Consider the following 17302-nt stretch of genomic DNA (forward strand, 5'->3'; position numbering starts at 1 on the left):
CCCCACAGGGCTTCACGGCCCGAGCTCCGCGGCGATCGTCGCCAGGTAGCGCTCCGCCGGGGCTTGCCAGTCCGGGCCGGCGACCAGCCCGACATAGCCGTCCGGGCGGATCAGCCACAACCCGTCCTCCGACGGCGCCGGCCGCGCCCGCGCGTCGACGAGATCGGGAAAGATCGCCGAGAGCAGGACGGCGGCATCGCCAGGTCCCGCCACGGCGAAGCGCGGTGCCGCGCCGGATCCGATCGGGTCGCCCGCTGCCGGCAGCCAGCGCTCGCCCGCCGCCGGCAGCGCACCGCCGTGCGGCGCATGGGGCGCCGCGACCGACAGAGGGCTTTCCGGATAGGCGATCTCCAGCTCGGTCAGGGTGCCCGACATGCGGCGCTGCACCTGCGACAGGCCGAGGACGATCCGGGCCGCGGCGTTGCGCACCGCCTGGGCCACCGGGTTGCGCAGGATTGCGACATCGGTCATCCGCCCGGCGTTGCGCAGCACGCGGTCGCCGACGGCGCTGCGCTCGACCGAATAGCTGTCGAGCAGTGACGCGCGGGCCGCACCCTTCGCCACCAGGGCCAGCTTCCAGGCCAGGTTGAAGGCGTCCTGCATGCCGGTGTTCATGCCCTGGCCGCCTGCCGGGCTGTGGATATGGGCGGCATCGCCGGCGAGGAAGACGCGGCCGGCAGAGTAGTCCTCGACCTTGCGTTCGTTGATCCGGAACGAGGACAGCCAGATCGGATCGCGCAAGCGCACGCCACCCGGGCCACGCTGGTCGACCAGCGCCTGCACCTCCGCCAGCTTCGGGTCAGGCCGCCGGTCCCTGCCGTCGGCCGGGCCGAGATCGGCGACCACGCGATACCGGTCCCCGACGATCGGGAAGAAGGCCAGGATGCCGTCGCGGTGCCAGAAGATGTCGAGCCGATCCGGGACGCCGAGGCCGTCGAGCCGCATATCGGCCAGGACCCAGTCGCTCGGCTGGGTCGAGCCGGCGAAATCGAAGCCCAGCCCGTGGCGGACGATCGAATGCGCGCCGTCGCAGCCGATCAGCCAGTCGGCGTCCATGGCCTCCTCGCGGCCGGCGGCGTCGCGCAGGGTCGCTCTGATACCGTCCGTGCGGGCCTCGAAGCGCAGCAGCTCGACCTGACGCTCGACTCGACACCCCAGCTCCTCCAGCCGGGTTTCCAGCAGCCGCTCGGTCTCGTTCTGGGGGATCATCAGCGCGAACGGGTAGGGGCTCTCGACCTGGTCGAAGCCGACCTCGCCGATAAGCTGCCGCCCGTTCGAGATCCGGACGCCATGCGCCTTGATGCCCGCGGCGAGGAAGCGGTCGACGCCGCCCGCGCGCTCGAGCAACTCCAGCGAGCGGCTCCACAGCACCAGCGCCTTCGACTTGTCGGTTCGCGCGGAGGCCTTGTCGACGATGCGCACGGGGACGCCATAGCGGGTCAGCTCGGCTGCCAGCGTCAGCCCGACCGGTCCGGCGCCGACGATCAGCACGCGAACAGCCTCCGCCATGATCCCCTCCCGATTGCCCAGCCGGCGCCAGCCGCCAAAACGACGGTATCAGAGCACAAAGCCGTGTTGGAAGGGGGTGGTGCCGAAGCGGGGATTTGAACCCCGGACCTACTGATTACGAATATTGGTCCGGCCCAGTATGGCCCTCATTCCTTCCAACTGAAATTCCCGTACCACCGGTTCTCTTGCCGCCAAAGTTGGAAGCGGGAAGAGAACGGCGCGCGCCCCGGTCGATGAAATCGGTCGGGGCGCAGGAGGTACGCAGACGTGAGTCTTTACACGAGGATAAAGCGAGTAGGACGCGGGCGAGGATTGATCGGAGAAAAGAGCTCCCGTCGCCTCGATCCAAATCCCACCAACTACGTCGAGCGGCGGAAGTCGGTACCAGTTCAGTCTCTGAGATCGGTGGCAATCGCTCCAACGTGCGGGATACAGGCTGGCCGATCGGCGCGCTGGCAGCCTCGATCAATTTCAGGAAACACAACATCGCCGGACACCGCTGCGCTGCCACGAGCGATTGCCACTCATGTACAGATTCTGACGTACCAAGGGCGAAGCCCGGGGCCTGACACCTGTCGCGGCACTGCCCGGGAACCACGGGCGGCGGTGATGTAGCGGCGCTCAAACAGCAGAACCCCCGCCCGAGATAGCCCGGCCGGGGATCCGCATTCTCTCAGAACTCGCAACTCCGAGAGTATGCGCTCCCCACTTCGCCGGTCAAGACGCAAGCCGATTCTCGGCGCGGGAAAACTCGTCCTCGAATTGGAGAGCTACCCGCATGACCGCTGCAACGCAGCCGGCATCCGATGGCGTGCACCGTAGATCCCGGCCAACGGCCCGCAACAAGCTGGCGCTGATCGACGCAGCTTGGGTCTGCCATCACCTGCCTGCTCTGGCGGATCTGAACCAGGCAGACAAAGCGGTGCTTTGCGCCTTGGTACGTCACATCGACCAGCTTGCCCTAGATGCTGGCAAGACCACAGTCTGGCCCTCGACCTCCTGCCTTGCGTTGGATACCGGCTACACTGAGCGCAGCGTCACTCGCTCGATCTCACGGCTCGCGGCGCGACGCCTCATCAGAAGGTTCCTGCCGCCGCGGTGGCGTACCTATCACACGGATCTTGACGGCTTTTGCCAGCTCGCTGCGGATGCGCTCGACGCCCACGCCGCGGTCAAGGCTGAGCGTTTGCCGCAGGCACGCGGCGGCCGCCTCGCCATCGCGGTTGAGTGGGAAACTGTGTCGGCCGGCCCCGACATAGTGTCGGCCCCAACAGAAACAGACATTGAACCAGAAATCTCTGTTCAACAGAGTGACGCTGCGCGCGGTCAATTTCGCAGGCGGCCGGACATGCCGGCCGCAGCCAACTCCGCCAGTGCTGCGGTCACTCGCGACCGAGCAAACCGACATGCCGGCAATTGCTCCCCAGGGGGAGCAGGCTTACCTGCCGGCGCAGGAAGGGAACGGTCTATCCAGGCGGAACGGGCGCGCACCGCCCTTCTCGCAGCGTGGGGGGCCTCGCCGACACTCCGTCGGCTGGTGGACCTCAACCAACTGCGCTCGTCGCCCCTACAGATACTGAACGCCATCGTCGGTCGCGACTATCTGGCGACCGTGACTGGGACCCGGAACCCGCATCACATCTGGTCTTGGGCGGTCAATCGCCATGGCGTCGGAAACGCCATCCTCGGGTGGATCATTGCCTGCGACACGCCGCCCTCGGCCGAACGGCCGGAGCGCAATCCCGGTGGCTGGTTCACTCGTTTCGCGACTTCCGAGCGGCCTTGGGATCTCTCCCGAAACCTCCGCCAGCTCAGCCGAATTGCGCGCCCACGCCCGGTGCCAGAAGCGCCGGCCGACGAATCCACCGAACGCCTTGCCAATCGGCCGGAGCAGAATATGCCGCGCACCTTGGAAGCTGGATCCGCCGTCGATATCCTCGCGAGCTATCGGGATGCGTGGATCCGCACAGGGGCGCAGCGCCTCGGCCGAGGTCGCGCCGAGGCGGCTTGGAAGTCATGGTTGGACGAAGCCGCTGTCACGGGCGTCGAAGACGATCGCTTGCAGGTTCGGGTCAAGACCCGGTTCGCCCGGGATCAGATCTTCCGCGACTACGGTGATATCTGCAGGATCGCGGCTGAGGCGCTCGGCTACGCCGGAGCCGATTTCGATGCCGGGCCGCCACCACGATGATCACGCCGGGCATCGTCACGGGAACCTCAACGAACCGCACTTTGGCTCAGTTCGATGCTGTACTCAGGCGGCACGGCCATATTTCACGCCTCGAGGCGGACTGGCCGATGAAGCCCAAGCGCCAGGTCGAGGTTCTGCAGCGCGGCGCCGGACGCGCCTTTGCCGAGGTTGTCGAGCTGGGCGACCAGGAGCGCCTGCTCCTCCTTGGGATTCTCGAAGACGTAGAGGCGGAGATTGTTGGTGCCGTTCAGCCCCTCCGGCTCCAGTTCCTGCATCTTCTTGGACTCGCCTTCCGACGCCACGCTGACGTAGTGCTGGCCGGCGTAGTGCCCAACCAGCGCCGCGCGCAACGTCTCGGCTGTTGGCCGCGTCGGTAGGGCCCACAGCTGCAGCGGTACGGAGACCAGCATACCCTGCGCAAAAGAGCCCACCGAGGGCACGAACAGCGGGGCGCGTCGCAGGCGGGACCAAAGCTGCAACTCCGGGAGGTGTTTGTGGTTCAGGGCGAGGCCGTAGAGGAAGAATGGCGTCGCCAAATCTGAACCCTCATAGCGAGCTATCAGGCTCTTACCGCCGCCGCTATAGCCGCTGACGGCGTTGACAGTGATCGGATGGTCTCGCGGCACCAGGCCGCGATCCACCAGCGGCCGCAGCAGCGCAATGGCGCCAGTCGAGTAGCAACCGGGGTTGGAGATGCGCTTCGAGGCCGCGATGGCCTCCGCCTGGCCCGGCGCGAGTTCAGGGAAGCCATAGGTCCAGCCTTCGGCGGTCCGGTGTGCGGTCGAGGCGTCGATGATGACGGTGTTGGGGTTCTCCACCATGCCGACGGCCTCATGGGCAGCATCGTCTGGCAGGCAGAGGATCACGGCGTCGGCCTCATTCAGCGCACGACGCCGAGCGACCGGATCCCTGCGCTCGCTGGGCGGCAGACTGATGACCTTGACGTCGCGGCGTGTGGCCAGGCGCTCGCGGATCTGTAGCCCCGTCGTCCCAACCTCGCCATCAATGAACACCGTCGCCGACATGAAAAATCTCCCGCGCTCAATATGCGATGGGTTCTATCACGATCGGGTCGAGGGAGGGAGGAGGGCGCGACAGCGCCGGACCTGAGAACCCATGAACAGCTTGAGCCGGCCGCATACGGGGTCCATGCTCATTGCGCAGTCGTAACGAAGTTGCCCGGAGGAGCCGGGTGATTGACCCTTTCCTCCAAGGGAGGAAGATTATGAACTTCCGCTCAACCTGTTTGGCATGCGCGAGTTTTGGCGTCATCGCCCTGGCCGGAGCTCCACTCGCGGCCGACCCGGTGATCAAGAAAGTCGAGGTCAATGGCGCGACGATGACTTATGTCGATGAGGGAGCGGGCGAGCCGATCCTCTTTGTGCATGGGGCAGTCTCTGACCTACGTGCTTGGGAGCCAATTCGAGGCGAAATCGCTGATGAGCATCGCTTCATCGCCATCACGTTGCGGTATTTCGGCACCGGGGACTGGGACTGGTCGAACAATGACAAGCCATTCAACGTTGCCACGCATGCCGACGATGTTGCAGCCTTCATCAAAGCGCTCGATGTCGGCCCGGTGCATCTGGTCGGCTGGTCCTATGGCGCCAACGTCGCCACAACCGCGGCCCTGGCGAATCCCGACCTCGTCCAAAGCCTCATCCTCTTCGAGCCGCCCCTCTCTTCGCTGATCAAGGAAGGGGAGGCTGGCGACGCGGCGCGCGAGGCGGAGCGTAAGATGTTCCGCCCCGTCACTGCCGCCGTAAATCACGACGTCAAGAAGGCGACGAGGCTGCTTATCGAAGGGGTGTTCCAGATGCCGCCCGGCGGATTCGAGAACCAGCCGCAAGAACTTCAGGCGATGCAACTCGATAACGCGCGGACGTTGCCGTTGCAGTGGCGCGCTTCGGACACAGTCGTGATCTGCGAGATGCTGAGGTCGTTAGACAGGCCGACGCTCATCGTCTACGGGGCCGAGAGCAATGCCTATTGGCCGCACGTCGCCCTGGCTATGGCCGAGTGCCTGCCTCAGGCGGATGTGCGTGTGCAACCGAACGTCAACCACGATGGGCCGGTGCGCGACCCCGGTGGGTTCGCCGCGTTGATAGACGACTTCGTAGCGAAGCATTGATCACGGCACCCGTGGCGCGAACTGACGGGGACGCGACCAAGTGCGCCGACCCAAGTAGTTGAGAATTGGGCCTGCGCGCTGGCTGAACACGTGCAGAAGATCCCGAGCTCCTCGGCGAACTGCACGAGGGCAGGGAAGGCAGCACCCATTGCCTTTCAGCGCCATGTTGTCGTGCATGCCGTAGCCCGCGTTCTCCTTCTCCTCGCGATGCCGATCGGCCCGAGAACGATGTGCGGCGCCTCAGAACAGCGGAAAATCATCGCTAGGCTTGACCGAGTTCGGCTCCGCCAGCTTGGCTCGGAGTGCAACAGATGCGTCGTCGAGGCGGCCGTCAGATTTGTGTATGGCACCGACGACCGGCAGGCGAAGGTCGGCCAAATCCGGTTCGGGCGATTGCTTAAGCGGCGGCTCACTGGCGGTGTCAGAGCGATGCAGGCAACGAAGTTCAGCGGGAGTATCTGACGTTCGGGAAGCCGCCGCTCCGACTCGGGCGCGAGGCATGTGGTCGCGGTACAGCAGCCGAGCATCCCCGTTACAAAAACGTGCCAATCTGCCGACATGTTTCTGCGTAGTTCTGCGTAGGGCGCCATATCCCCTGTCCGGGGATACATGCCTAAAGCATTGATTCCCTCGGGGCCCGGTGGTGGGCGCGACCGGGATCGAACCAGTGACCCCTACGATGTCAACGTACGGAACTCCAAGGAAAATCAGAGACATAGCCGAGTAGAATCACGCTCAGGTGATCACGCAACGTCAGGCGTTGGCGGATGTTGCGTTATACCCGCGTGATACGGGATGGCACGCAGAAATGTAGGTGGCCATCCCAGGCCTCGAGTGGCCGAGGAATCTCGACCGTTCAAAGGCTTAGCGTAGAGCGCGTGATACTGCAGGGAGTGGGGGACCGGAGGCGCAGCCTGCCGGTTGACGTCTGCTGCGACCCGCAAGCGCCCGATCAGCGGGGGAGGCGGGCGATGTAGCGAGGCGCCCAACAGCAGAAACCCCGCCCGAGATAACCCGGCCGGGGCCCGCATAAACTCAGTGCTCGCAACTCTGAGCATATGCGCTCCCCAGATCGCCGGTCAAGCACGAAGCCGAATTCTCGGCGCGGGAAAGCTCACCCTGATCTCGGAGACTTTCCCAGTGAACGCAGCGCGCAGTTCTGCGAGCCCCCGCCTTTTGCCCGATTTCGGCCCCGTCAAGCACGCGGTCCTCAGGCCACATCGCTATCCCGTCCATTCTGGATCGACTCGGCTCGAGGTGCGCTGGACGCGCGTCGATCGCAGGATGGCTACCAAGGCCTTCCATCAAGCCCGCGAGTGGGATCGCCGCACGCATGTGGCCGGCCGTCATGGTGGAAGACTCGGGCACATGGCCCTCCAGGTTCTGCATTGCCTCATCTTCGACTTCCTATCCTTCAAGACGGGGCGGCTCGATCCCTCCTATGAGGCGATCGCGGCGAAGGCCAACCTGGCGCGTTCGACGGTCGCCGAGGCGCTGAAGCGCCTGCGCGCGTCCGGTATCCTCCATTGGGTTCGACGCTGCGAGGAGAGCTACGAGGACGGTCGCTACGTCCTGCGGCAGGTCAGCAACGCCTATGCCGTGCTGCCGCCGTCGCTCTGGCGTCACGCCGGCATCCTTGCTCCGGAGGCGCCGACGCCGGCGCCAGGAACCTGGGGTGATCACCCGCCCTTGCCGGACGTTGCCAGCCAAGCTTCGGAGGTAATCCGTGCCGGCGCGGACAACGCGTCCCTGCTCCGGCTGCTGGACCTCGAGCCGGCCGACAGCCTGGACAAGGCGTTGCTTAACCTCGGGCGACGTCTTGCTAAGAGGGCCGAGTCTTGAGGATTTGCCCGGAGTCCGGCTGCCGGACTGAAACCGCCCTCATCAATTTTCTACCTATGATCGAAGCATAGTGCCGCCGCTGAGTCGGGCCGCTAACGCAGCCCTGCGGCGTTCCGGCCCGCATATATCGCGGGCCGGACACCCGTCGCTATTGTCTTCGTCTGCTCGTTCCAACGATGACCAGATGCGGAATCGGCCCTGCCGGGCCGATAGCCAGCGTAGCCGCTCGCCGGCCACTTCGGGCCGGCTCTCGATCGCGCCAACAGGGCGCGAGCGACGTGGGAGATGGCCGTGGGACCGAGCCTCGCGGGAGTTGACGCCAGCCCAGGTGTCGTCGCACCGGCGGCTTCGCCGCTGCAGCCGTAGGGGGCTCCGCCCCCTACACCCCCAACGGGAGCAGGCGTCAGGACCTGGTCGTGAACGCCTTGGCCACGATCTTCCAGTGGTCGTCGCTCCCTCGCATCAGCAGCAGATAGTCTGTGAAGGCGGCGCCGGCGAACCCCTCCATGGGAACTGTTGCCGGCGCGACCTTATCGGTCGCCTCATTGGACCCGGCGCGATGCTACCGCATCAGCACCAAACCGGCGAGGACAGGCCAGCGTCCGCCTGGCGCCAGGCATGTCGATCGGCCTCGACGACAAGGTCGTGCGGATCCTGATCGAGAAATGGGCGCCGATCATCCGCTCATCGGCTTGGCGCATGTGCCTGGTGCCGATGTCGGGCCCCTGACGCAAAGCCCGACCCGGAACATGGTGAGGGGGGATCCGGGCCGGGCCTGAGCGCTGGTTGTGAGAGCGGCGCTCGAGTAGAGGGGATCTCAATCGCAAGTAGAAGAACAGGGGGGATGCAGCCCCTTTTTGGATGGATGACTGCGCGCGGCTTTACGGATGATTCGCAAGCGAGCCAGACCTTCTCCATCCAGCCCCCTCCGACCCTTTCCCGCCATTCGGATCATGCTGCTCCCAGCCACGACCGAAGGGCCCTTCGGGGGCCGCCGAGAGCGATGAGGCGTTCATTGTGCACTCCTTCTTCAAGTATCCCGCATACGCATTGAGCCAGGAGGCCGAGGTTGGGGTGAAGTGGAAGACCCAGCGCGGATGGCGCTCGAGCCATTGCCGCACCTTCGGGTGCTTGTGGGCGGCGTAGTTGTACCGCCTTCGGCGTTAGCTAAAGCCCCCATGATGGCATGGACGACCTTGCCGGCCGGCACGGCAGCCTCGACGACGTTGAGGAAGCGGATGAACTCCTGATGCCGGTGGCGCTGCATGTTGCGGCCGATCACGGTGCCGTCGAGCACGTTGAGGGCGGCGAACAGCGTCGTCGTGCCGTGGCGGATATAGTCGTGGGTCATCGTTCCGGCGCGCCCCGGCTTCATCGGCAGGCCCGGTTGCGTGCGGTCGAGCGCCCCGGATCAAGTCCGGGGCAGGATCTGGATCACCACCGCATGGGCGGGGGGATCGACATAGAGCCCGACCACGTCATGCAGCTTGGCGACGAAGGCGGGATCGGTCGAAAGCTTGAAGGCGCGCCAGCGATGCGGCGCCAGACCGTGCGCCTTCCAGATCTCCTGCACCATCGAGACGGCGAGGCCACAGGCCTTGGCCATGGCCCGCACCGTCCAATGGGTCGCCTCGTGCGGCGGCTCCGTCTGGGTCAGGCGCACCACCTCGGCCACCCGCTCCGACGTGACCGGAGCGCGGCCGGGCGGGCGCGTCTTGTCCCGGGTGGCGAAGTCTACGGTCGCTGCGAAGCACTCGTGCAGGTCGGCAGCAAGCTCGCCTCCACGGGACGGGGCCCCGGGCCGCTTCGGTCCCACCCGGAATACACCATCGCGTCGCCGATGCTCTGATCGCCGACGAAGCAATCAGCGACCGTGCGCCCGTACCGGTCGCGATCCTTGGCCTCGCATCGCAGGCCGCCGCGTGCGATGAGTGGCCGAGGCGCAGAAGGCGATCGTGCTGCTGCAGAACCTGCGGGGGAATGTGGCGCCGGCCGCTTGAGATCAGGGGCCGCTTGTGGTGGGGCGGCCCCGTCGCGCCTTACGCCATATACGGTGGCTTGGGGATGACGTCCTTGGCCAAGATGGAATGATCGCCGCCGCAGTGCGGGCAGTTGCTGAAGTTAAACTGACCAGGCTTCGCTTGCTCAATCGTCCTCTGGTCAAGGGCGAACATCGTATCGAATGGCTTGCCGGTCTTATCGCAGCGCATCCAAACATTGTCTGACATCTGGCGCTCCAAAATCGCTGACTGAAATACTGCTGCGACCGGTCTAGCAACCGCCGCAGCGCACGCATCATAGCGCATCATGCACGAACGATGAACCTCTACGGCTTCCCGATCGTGCTAGGCGCGCGCCAGCCTTTGCCGGCGGCTCCGAGGCCATGATCCGGGTCGTGTTCCTTGCAATACCAGTGGATCGTGCCGGCGGGATGGCCGTGCCCGAACGCGCCCCACTCGGTGCAGCCGGGATGCTCGCAGAAGTGGACCCAGCCGGCGGCGAAGATCTTGGACGGAGGAGGGGCGTCGCTCATCCCTGACCGATAGCGCGGTGTCGGGTGAGTCGGCTAGGATTCATCCGGCCATGACCCCATCCCAGTTCGCCGCCCTGGACATGCTGTTCAACTCCGGCTTCAAGCCCGCGGTCTGGGGCTCCGACAAGGCCGGCTGGCGCATTGGCCCGCATTTGGTCGACACGCGCACCAAGAAGAGTTTGGAGCGCCAAGGCTGGATCCAGTCGGAGGGTAGCAGCGCCGACGACGGCGCCACGGTCGATCGGCTGGTGTGGACGGAGGAGGGGAGGAGGGCGTTCATTGCCGCGGGTGGTCATCCGGGAGCGCATGGCGGGCGGAAGGCGAAGCGGCGCAGTCAGAAGCGGTTTTTTGGGTAGCGCGAGGGCCTGGCTTTAGGGTCGCCCTCGGGCCTCAGGCATATGGTGGTACCTCGACCAGCGTTCCGATCAAGCGCAACAACGCTTGGTGCTCCGGCCCGCTGCCGCCACGTAGGAACTCACCCAGTTCGATATGGGACAGCCGGCCGCCAGAAGGGGCGTTGGGCTGGTGAATGATGAAAGCGTGACCATCGGTCGGCTCGCGTCCGAGGAACCATGCGTCACCGCTCGGGCTACGATAGAGTTCCCGCCGCTCTGTCATAGGGGCTCCTGTTGTTGGGTCGTGTCGCCGCTGAGCCCACTAGGCGCGCGGCCTGATCGCCGCTCGATCGCCGCCTGAGCGGCTCGATTGATCGGCCCTTCGTCCTTCGGCTCCGGCTCGATCTTATGATCTGCACGACACCGGTGTTGGCACCCTAAAGCGGGCGGTACGTGCCGGCCGAGATGGTGCCCTCGTCGCCGGTGTGCAGAACGGTCCAGTCGGATGCGTCGTGACCCTTTCCCATTACGGGAGAATTGAGCGAGCAGGCACCGGGTTCCTGGACGGAGGCGATTAGCGTCGACCGAGCGCCTTATAGCAGGCCTCTCGTGCCGCATTCTGCCTCCTCGAATAGTAGGGCCCCGGCGCTGGCCCCTCTTCCCAGATGATCTGAATTACGCCGCCGCCCCGGAACCGGAAGCGACCCAGATAGTCGCCGCAGGTCACGATGCCCTCGTCATCCGCGAACGCCACTTTCCACTCTGGTGGATCCAGGCAGTTCGTCATGCCATCCCCGGCAGAAGCATTGATCGCTCGCGCGCCTAACCTTCGGGCCGAACTGGCCCCATCTATGGCCCGCCCCGACCTCTGAGCGCCGTTTCGATCGCCGCCCGCGCGCCACGCTCGACCGGGCCGGCGTCTCCAGGCCCCGGGCCTTCCTGCCAGATAATGTCGACACGGCCGCCCGCGCGCACCTTGAACCGGGCGCGATAGACGCCGGAGCGGATGACGCCCTCATAGCCACCGTGCTTGACATCCCACTCGGATGCTTCGTGCCCCTTGGCCATGCCTAGCCTCCCGCGGCGTTGCGGCCGGCCTTGCTCGTCTGCTGGCCGCTGTCGGCCTTCTCACATGCATCAGTCGCGGCTCGGAGGGCATCTGGCGGAAGCCCGCGTTCAGGTGCGCTGGCCCAATCGATCTGGATGTGGCCATGGCTGTTGCGCGTGTACCAGCCGCGGAGATCGCCACAGCCTATGGATCCGGTACCGTGGCCGGTCGGAAGGACGGTCCAGTCGTTCGGGCTTGTGCAGTTTGCCATGCTGGAATAACGCCGGCAGTGGCGGTCGCGGTTCCGTCGGCTGGGACGAGTTCACTGGATCGATCCGGTGCTCCCGCCCGCGGCCCAAGGACCCTTCGGCGGCTCGCCGGCAAACTCTCGATTGGCCGCATCGATCCGCTGCCAATCATCAAGATCGATCCACCTGCGGCACCCGCCTGCTAACTGGTCTTTACCTGGCGCAGCTGCTCGGCCACGTCGGTCAGCACCGCTTCCCAGGAGCCCGGCACATACTCGCTGCCGCCAGTCACCTTCCCGTAAATGGTGCCGTCGGGGGACGCCAGATCCTCGGGTGGCCGGCTGCCGTCCATGCGCGGAGGCTTGTCCCAGCCGCACATCAAGACCTGGACAAACATCACGGATTCCTGGTCGATATCGAGATCGACTGAGCCATGGCCGGTGATCACGTTGTAGCTGAGATCCATCCGGTAGATGCGGCCTTCGTGCCGCCACATGATCCGGGCGTTGGCGTAGTCGTCGCTTTCCTCGTCGGCTGGCCAGAACTTGTGCTGGAACCCGAACAGGGGAAAGTCGTCATGGTTGCAGGCTGCGGCGGCGATCTCGCAGGCCGCGGCGGCCCACTGGCTCTTGATCACCAGAGCGTCCAGCGCAGCCGCCTGCGCCAGCTCCGCATCGTACAGCGCCTGCTGCTCTGGGCTGATCTCGATGTCGCTTCCTTTGCCGTCGAGGGGAAAGACGGCGATCACCTCATGGATCCGTGTCGTCATGGCGTCACCTCCTGATGTTCACAGCAGCGAGCCTTGCCGCGGTGGCTCCGCCGCCGGCGTGCGGTGCTCCAGCGTCTGGTCCGGCCGGCGAAGCTGCCCCGGCGGCGGCCGCTTCTGGCGCGGAGACCAGCAGGTCATGAGCTCGGGCGGATATGGGCGTAGCAGGCCCCGCAACTGGAGCTCTGTCGCCGGCACCTCGCCGAGCCACGCCGAGTACGCCTCGGGAGGCAGCAACGCCGGCATCCGGTCGTGCATCTCTCCGACCAGATCGTTCGCATCCACGGTGAGCTCCGCAAAGCCCCGCACGGTCTCCCCGGTCTCGCCGTCGCGCCATGCGTCCCAGATACCCGCGACCGCGAAGCCTCTCCCGTTGGCCAGGCCAAAGGCAACCTCCTGACCCTTCGGCCGGCCGATGGTGCGACGCTCCACGAATTCGCTGGCTGCGATCAGGCAGCGGCGCGATTTGAAGCCATCGCGGAAGCTTGGCAGATCATGTGCCGTCTCCGATCGAGCGTGCATATGCGGGCTGGCGCGGTCCGGCGCCCACTTCGGCACCAAGCCCCATTGCAGCAAGTCTGCCCACCGCTCCCCCGTGTCGGGGTGTCGGCGGATGACGATGCACCATTCCCCCTGACCGACGGTGCCCCACCGGTCGCCGTGTGCCTGATTGCGCTCATCGCGAAGGTGAGCCAACCGCTGCAGCCGCTCCGGGCTGATGCCTTCTCCAGCCATGATCAGGCCGCCAACGGCTCGCCGATCGGCACGACCAGATCGGCATCGTTGTTGCGGACATTCCCGACCCGGACGTCGACGGGCCACGCGGTCATCTGATCCGCCGCATAGGGGCGAAGAAGGGCCTGGCGCTGCTCCGGCGTCGTCTCTACCTCGCCGAGCCACGCCGGCCAGTCCTCCGGCGCCAGGATGACGGGCATCCTGTTGTGAAGCTTGGCCATCAGATCGTTCGGCGTCGTCGTCACGATGGCATAGGTCTGGTACTCCTCGCCGCCGGTTGGGTCCTTCCACCATTCCCACAGCCCGGCGAAGACCATCGGTTGGCCGCTGCGCAGGCCGATCGCGTAGGGCTTCTTCACCTTGGGGTCCGCCGTCTTCTGCCACTCATAGAACAGCCGGGCCGGCACCAAACACCGCCGCGATTTGAAGGCTGCGCGGAACGCCGGCTTCCCGGCGACGGTTTCACCCACAGCGTTGATACATTGCGCGCCGATCTTGAGATCCTTCGCCCAGCTCGGCACCAACCCCCAGCGGAGGATTGCGATCTCGCGCGCGCCATCCCTGTTCAGCCGGCAGATCGGATTGCGGGTGGTGGGCGCGATGTTCCAGCTGGACCTGAAGTCGTTCGGCGGCGGGCCGGCGGTCCCATCCTCTGCCGAGCCGATCACACCGAAGAGCGCATGCAACTCCGGCCAGCTCAAATCGTGGGTTGTCCGTCCGCACATTTCAGCCTCCCTGCCGTTTCCCTACAACGTGGTGCGAGGCCCGCGCCTCGTCCACTTTCAGTCTCGCGGCCAGCCGGGGCCGACCTCCAGCTTCGGCTTGCGCGCTCCGCACTCCTCGCACCGCAGCCGATCGGCGATCTCCTGCAGCGTCAGGTGCCCCCAGCGGTGCCGGTCCAGATCCACCCAGCCCGTATGCCGGCACTTCACGCCGGTACAGGTGGCGCGCAGCCGTTCGGCGCGGGTCAGGTCCTTCAGCCGGAGCAGCCGCGGAGCCGTGGGCAGCCTGCGCTCCGCTTCGTCGGGTCCGCGCATGACCAGGTCCGCAACCTGCAGGTGGGAAAGTCCCATGGACCGGGCGCGGCGCCGAACGTCGTTCAGTCGAGCGTGGTCCCGGAACGGGTCGTGTTTCATGGGCCAACACGAAGAGCCTCGATCTGCCGCTCGGCGACCACGATGCCCATGGCCAGGAGCGCCCGGATCTCGTCCTCGCGCATGCCGAGCTCGAGCCCGATCCAGCGCAGCTCATTGCACCGAATCTCGTGTTCGATCTCGACGTCGACCAGCTTCGTATCCAGGTCGCGTGGCATGGCTTATTCCTTGTCCGCGTCGGTCCGACCGGTAGATGGCGGCGGGAGCTCCTCGCGAGGCGCCACCGTGATGTCGGATCTGCCGTTGACCCATGTCGCGACGGGGTGCTCGCGATGGCCGAGCACGTAGCCGCTCAACCGGAGCTGCTCGATGGTCTCCGAGGCGAGAAAGGAAGCGCTGGCTTCGTCCAGCCCGCGTGTGCGCCGGCTCGGATGCCGAGCCCCGTGGCCACGGAGAGCGAGCGAGATGGACCATTGCAGCCCCTTCATGAACTCCTCATACGGCATCGACGTGCTCCTCCGCCTGGCGCCGGCGCAGCACGTCGATGTGCACGACGCGCTCGTCTTCGTCGGCGATGAGGCACATGCCCTCATGATCCATCGCATAAACCAGGCTCTCGAACTCTGGGGGCACCTCAGCTGACGGCAGGCACTCCATGTCCGGGCCGTGCTTGGTCTGCAGAAACAGGCGATCGAGCATGGCATCCAACTCGCTGACCCGCTGCCAGTGCGGGTTCCAGTAGCCGATCACCTTGCCGCTCACCTGTTCGAAAATCTCGGTGTGGTCGGCCGGGTAGGCCGGTGGCTCTTCCCAGAAGGCGACGCCGGTTCCGGGAGCGATGAAGTAAGGTCGGGCGGCCAACGCGGTCTCCCTTCGGTGTTCGTGTTCCCTTTCCGTTCTAGTCCTGAATGGTCGACGAGTCGAATCGATTCATAAAATTCAATGGATTGGGCGTAGCATGAGATCCGACCACAACATGTGGCCTCGAAAGAGCAACCAAGGGGAGGGATCGATGTCTGGCAGCGCGCTCAGCGAGGAAGAGGTATGGGGCCTTCTTGGCCGGGTCCGCGAGGCGTTAGGCGAGTTTCTGCCCGAGTCGACCATCGGCGATGGCGCTCTGGATCTCGAGGCCGAGGTCGAGGATCTCGTGAAGGGAATACGATTCCTCGGCAACCTGCCGCCACGCGCCGACTTGGCTGCGCTGAACCGGAAGTTCGCCGCGGGCTAGATCAGCGGCGGTGCTGCTGCCGGAACCGCGCCGGCGCCTCGCAGTACCCGCGTCCCGCCCAAACGCCGCGGTTCGCCCGCTCCGCCTCTTCCTGTGCTGGCAGATACAAGTCCTTGCTGAAATGGGGCACCGCCCAAGCCCAGCCGGAGCGGACCATCGCATCGCCGATGGAGGTTGCTCCGGCCCAGCATTCCATGACCGGTCGACCATTTCGATCGTGTTCCTGCCGCAATTGGCAGCGCAGAGGGCCGGCAGCGAGGATGGACCGGAGAGCAACCGTTGCCTCCTGGCCGATCGGCTCGGATCGGCCGTTCATCTGACAGGATTGGCGCCTTTCCGGAGCATCGAAGCCCCACAGCCGCACTCGCTCGCCGTCGATGCGCAGCGTGTCGCCGTCGACGATCGAGACGTCGGCGAGGGCAGGGGAGGAGAGGCAGAGGAGGAGGGCAATGAGAGCGCGCATGGGCGGCTGTCTACTGCCTTGTCCCCTCTTCGTTCAACAGCGCTTCGCATCGCTCCGCAATCAGCCGCCAGGTCGCGGCACCGTCACGGTCGCCGGAAGCCTCCAGCCGCTTCGCCCGGTCCGCCGCGGCGGCCGGCGCGGTCGATCCGTGCTTGCGGACCATGATGCCGGCGGAGCGCCAGAGGTCGAGATCGGAGGGAAGGGGCATTGCTACCCTGTCCCAGGCTCATCCAACCGTCGCTGGCGGATATCCGAGACGATCATCGCCTCGAACTGCTCTGCTCGCTTTTCCCATTCTTCGGCGGAGGCCCGTGCCCGTTCTTGGGAATCCCCAGACGCTTGTGGCCGTCGAGCGAGCTGCCGCTCCCGATCAGCTATCCTGCGACACTTCCCAGCCATTTCGCCACAATGCTTGTTGAACGAAGCTATGCTCGATGGAGGCGATTGATCGCCATTTGACCCTGCCATGCCCCCTCACATTTCAAATTCGCCGCCGCGTTTCCGTCGTTGCTGATGAGCGCGGTCGTTGTGGGTTGCCAGCCCAATGGCTGGAGATTTGTCGGCCATGAAAGAGCCGCTCCCTAAGGGAGCGGCCAGTGTGGTCATGTGTGCGGAAGAGCCATTTTAGCGAAGCAAAGCGGGCAGGAATGTGTCGGGGGTGTTGACCGCCATTCACCTGATGATGACGAGGCCGGGACCGGGCCGGCGATCAAGACGCCGCCCGAGCGCCAAAGCGGTAGGGGAGCGGTATTGCGGGGCTAGTCGACGTCGGGGCCGGCATCGGATTCGGGCGCCCATTGCCAGGGCGCCTTCCCCTTCACCCGCTTGCCACCCTCGATGTCGCTTTGAATGGCGGCGAAGATCTCGCCGCCCACGTGCCATCTGTCGCCATCGACGATCTCGACCGCGGCGAGGGCCGGAGAGGAGAGGGCGAGGAGCAAGGCAATCAGAGCACGCATGGGGTGCTGTCTACTGCCTCGTCCCTTCTCTGTTCAACAACGCTTCGCTCCGTGACGCTCTCCGTCGGCATGGTCATGTTCCTGGATTGTACTCGACGCCGAACGGCGCCAGAATCCCTCCCACAAGCAGAACCTGTGATGGGGAGGACCCAATGGCTGGTGCGACGTTCAACGAAGAAGAGGTCTGGAGCCTGCTCGGGCGGGTTCGGGTGGCTCTTGG

Annotated in this window: 19 protein-coding genes and 2 pseudogenes; 5 read left to right on the top strand and 16 right to left on the bottom strand. The window is 65.6% G+C overall.

Features of this window, described 5'->3' with window-relative positions; translation table 11 throughout:
* Positions 1 to 12 precede the first annotated feature (12 nt).
* On the bottom strand, positions 13 to 1509 hold the full coding sequence (locus tag FFK22_RS37035; protein ID WP_138892874.1) for an FAD-dependent monooxygenase: 1497 nt from the start codon (positions 1507 to 1509) through the stop codon (positions 13 to 15).
* A 778-nt stretch (positions 1510 to 2287) separates the two neighbouring features.
* Between FFK22_RS37035 and FFK22_RS37040 the strand changes: the two genes are divergently transcribed.
* Positions 2288 to 3700, top strand: coding sequence for a hypothetical protein (locus tag FFK22_RS37040; protein ID WP_138892875.1), 1413 nt, complete (start codon positions 2288 to 2290; stop codon positions 3698 to 3700).
* Between the two features lie 83 nt (positions 3701 to 3783).
* On the opposite strand, the gene argC is transcribed toward FFK22_RS37040, so the two are convergent.
* Positions 3784 to 4725 carry an N-acetyl-gamma-glutamyl-phosphate reductase gene (gene argC, locus FFK22_RS37045; RefSeq protein WP_138892876.1) on the bottom strand — a complete coding sequence of 314 codons (942 nt, stop codon included), beginning with the start codon at positions 4723 to 4725 and terminating at the stop codon, positions 3784 to 3786.
* 200 nt (positions 4726 to 4925) lie between these two features.
* Here argC and FFK22_RS37050 point away from each other — a divergent pair, with 200 nt between their 5' ends.
* Positions 4926 to 5831 carry an alpha/beta fold hydrolase gene (locus FFK22_RS37050; protein ID WP_138892877.1) on the top strand — a complete coding sequence of 302 codons (906 nt, stop codon included), beginning with the start codon at positions 4926 to 4928 and terminating at the stop codon, positions 5829 to 5831.
* A 1368-nt stretch (positions 5832 to 7199) separates the two neighbouring features.
* On the top strand, positions 7200 to 7673 hold the full coding sequence (locus FFK22_RS37055) for a hypothetical protein (protein ID WP_138892878.1): 474 nt from the start codon (positions 7200 to 7202) through the stop codon (positions 7671 to 7673).
* A 403-nt stretch (positions 7674 to 8076) separates the two neighbouring features.
* On the opposite strand, the pseudogene FFK22_RS44915 reads toward FFK22_RS37055, so the two are convergent.
* From FFK22_RS44915 to FFK22_RS37070, 3 genes and pseudogenes are all read right to left on the bottom strand, one after another.
* Positions 8077 to 8199: pseudogene (locus FFK22_RS44915) on the bottom strand (nuclear transport factor 2 family protein); the annotation flags it as partial.
* A 499-nt stretch (positions 8200 to 8698) separates the two neighbouring features.
* Positions 8699 to 9411, bottom strand: a pseudogene (locus FFK22_RS37065) (IS630 family transposase); the annotation flags it as partial.
* A 301-nt stretch (positions 9412 to 9712) separates the two neighbouring features.
* The gene (locus FFK22_RS37070) at positions 9713 to 9982 is read right to left on the bottom strand and encodes a hypothetical protein (protein ID WP_138892880.1); all 270 of its coding nucleotides are present in this window, start codon (positions 9980 to 9982) and stop codon (positions 9713 to 9715) included.
* A gap of 274 nt (positions 9983 to 10256) precedes the next feature.
* Here FFK22_RS37070 and FFK22_RS37080 point away from each other — a divergent pair, with 274 nt between their 5' ends.
* Complete coding sequence (locus FFK22_RS37080) at positions 10257 to 10562, top strand: hypothetical protein (protein WP_138892882.1); 306 nt, start codon at positions 10257 to 10259, stop codon at positions 10560 to 10562.
* Between the two features lie 828 nt (positions 10563 to 11390).
* Here the strand turns inward: FFK22_RS37080 and FFK22_RS37090 are convergent.
* The 8 genes from FFK22_RS37090 to FFK22_RS37125 all read right to left on the bottom strand — a co-directional run bounded on the left by FFK22_RS37090 (position 11391) and on the right by FFK22_RS37125 (position 15293).
* Positions 11391 to 11609: a hypothetical protein gene (locus FFK22_RS37090; protein WP_138892884.1), complete on the bottom strand. Its 219-nt coding sequence runs from the start codon at positions 11607 to 11609 to the stop codon at positions 11391 to 11393.
* A 430-nt stretch (positions 11610 to 12039) separates the two neighbouring features.
* Positions 12040 to 12606: a hypothetical protein gene (locus FFK22_RS37095; RefSeq protein WP_138892885.1), complete on the bottom strand. Its 567-nt coding sequence runs from the start codon at positions 12604 to 12606 to the stop codon at positions 12040 to 12042.
* Positions 12607 to 12624: 18 nt separating this feature from the next.
* A complete protein-coding gene (locus FFK22_RS37100) occupies positions 12625 to 13338 on the bottom strand; it encodes an SOS response-associated peptidase (RefSeq protein ID WP_138892886.1) in 714 nt (237 codons plus the stop codon).
* A gap of 2 nt (positions 13339 to 13340) precedes the next feature.
* On the bottom strand, positions 13341 to 14063 hold the full coding sequence (locus tag FFK22_RS37105; protein WP_138892887.1) for an SOS response-associated peptidase: 723 nt from the start codon (positions 14061 to 14063) through the stop codon (positions 13341 to 13343).
* Positions 14064 to 14120: 57 nt separating this feature from the next.
* The gene (locus FFK22_RS37110; protein ID WP_138892888.1) at positions 14121 to 14375 is read right to left on the bottom strand and encodes a hypothetical protein; all 255 of its coding nucleotides are present in this window, start codon (positions 14373 to 14375) and stop codon (positions 14121 to 14123) included.
* 95 nt (positions 14376 to 14470) lie between these two features.
* The gene (locus FFK22_RS37115) at positions 14471 to 14650 is read right to left on the bottom strand and encodes a hypothetical protein (protein ID WP_138892889.1); all 180 of its coding nucleotides are present in this window, start codon (positions 14648 to 14650) and stop codon (positions 14471 to 14473) included.
* A gap of 3 nt (positions 14651 to 14653) precedes the next feature.
* Entirely contained in the window at positions 14654 to 14938 is a 285-nt protein-coding gene (locus FFK22_RS37120) for a hypothetical protein (RefSeq protein ID WP_138892890.1), read from the bottom strand.
* Positions 14928 to 15293, bottom strand: coding sequence for a hypothetical protein (locus FFK22_RS37125; protein WP_138892891.1), 366 nt, complete (start codon positions 15291 to 15293; stop codon positions 14928 to 14930). Before FFK22_RS37125 ends, FFK22_RS37120 begins: the two co-directional genes overlap by 11 nt.
* Before the next feature lie 151 nt (positions 15294 to 15444).
* Between FFK22_RS37125 and FFK22_RS37130 the strand changes: the two genes are divergently transcribed.
* Positions 15445 to 15660 (top strand): hypothetical protein, encoded by a 216-nt coding sequence (locus FFK22_RS37130; RefSeq protein ID WP_138892892.1) that lies wholly within the window; start codon positions 15445 to 15447, stop codon positions 15658 to 15660.
* Between the two features lies 1 nt (position 15661).
* Here the strand turns inward: FFK22_RS37130 and FFK22_RS37135 are convergent, their stop codons facing one another.
* The 3 genes from FFK22_RS37135 to FFK22_RS37145 all read right to left on the bottom strand — a co-directional run bounded on the left by FFK22_RS37135 (position 15662) and on the right by FFK22_RS37145 (position 17082).
* Positions 15662 to 16123: a thermonuclease family protein gene (locus FFK22_RS37135; protein WP_138892893.1), complete on the bottom strand. Its 462-nt coding sequence runs from the start codon at positions 16121 to 16123 to the stop codon at positions 15662 to 15664.
* Between the two features lie 10 nt (positions 16124 to 16133).
* A complete protein-coding gene (locus FFK22_RS37140; RefSeq protein ID WP_138892894.1) occupies positions 16134 to 16331 on the bottom strand; it encodes a hypothetical protein in 198 nt (65 codons plus the stop codon).
* 550 nt (positions 16332 to 16881) lie between these two features.
* A complete protein-coding gene (locus FFK22_RS37145; RefSeq protein ID WP_138892895.1) occupies positions 16882 to 17082 on the bottom strand; it encodes a hypothetical protein in 201 nt (66 codons plus the stop codon).
* Positions 17083 to 17302: the final 220 nt, after the last annotated feature.

This window comes from Mycobacterium sp. KBS0706, from assembly GCF_005938675.2.
Taxonomy (GTDB): Bacteria; Pseudomonadota; Alphaproteobacteria; order DSM-16000; family Inquilinaceae; genus Inquilinus.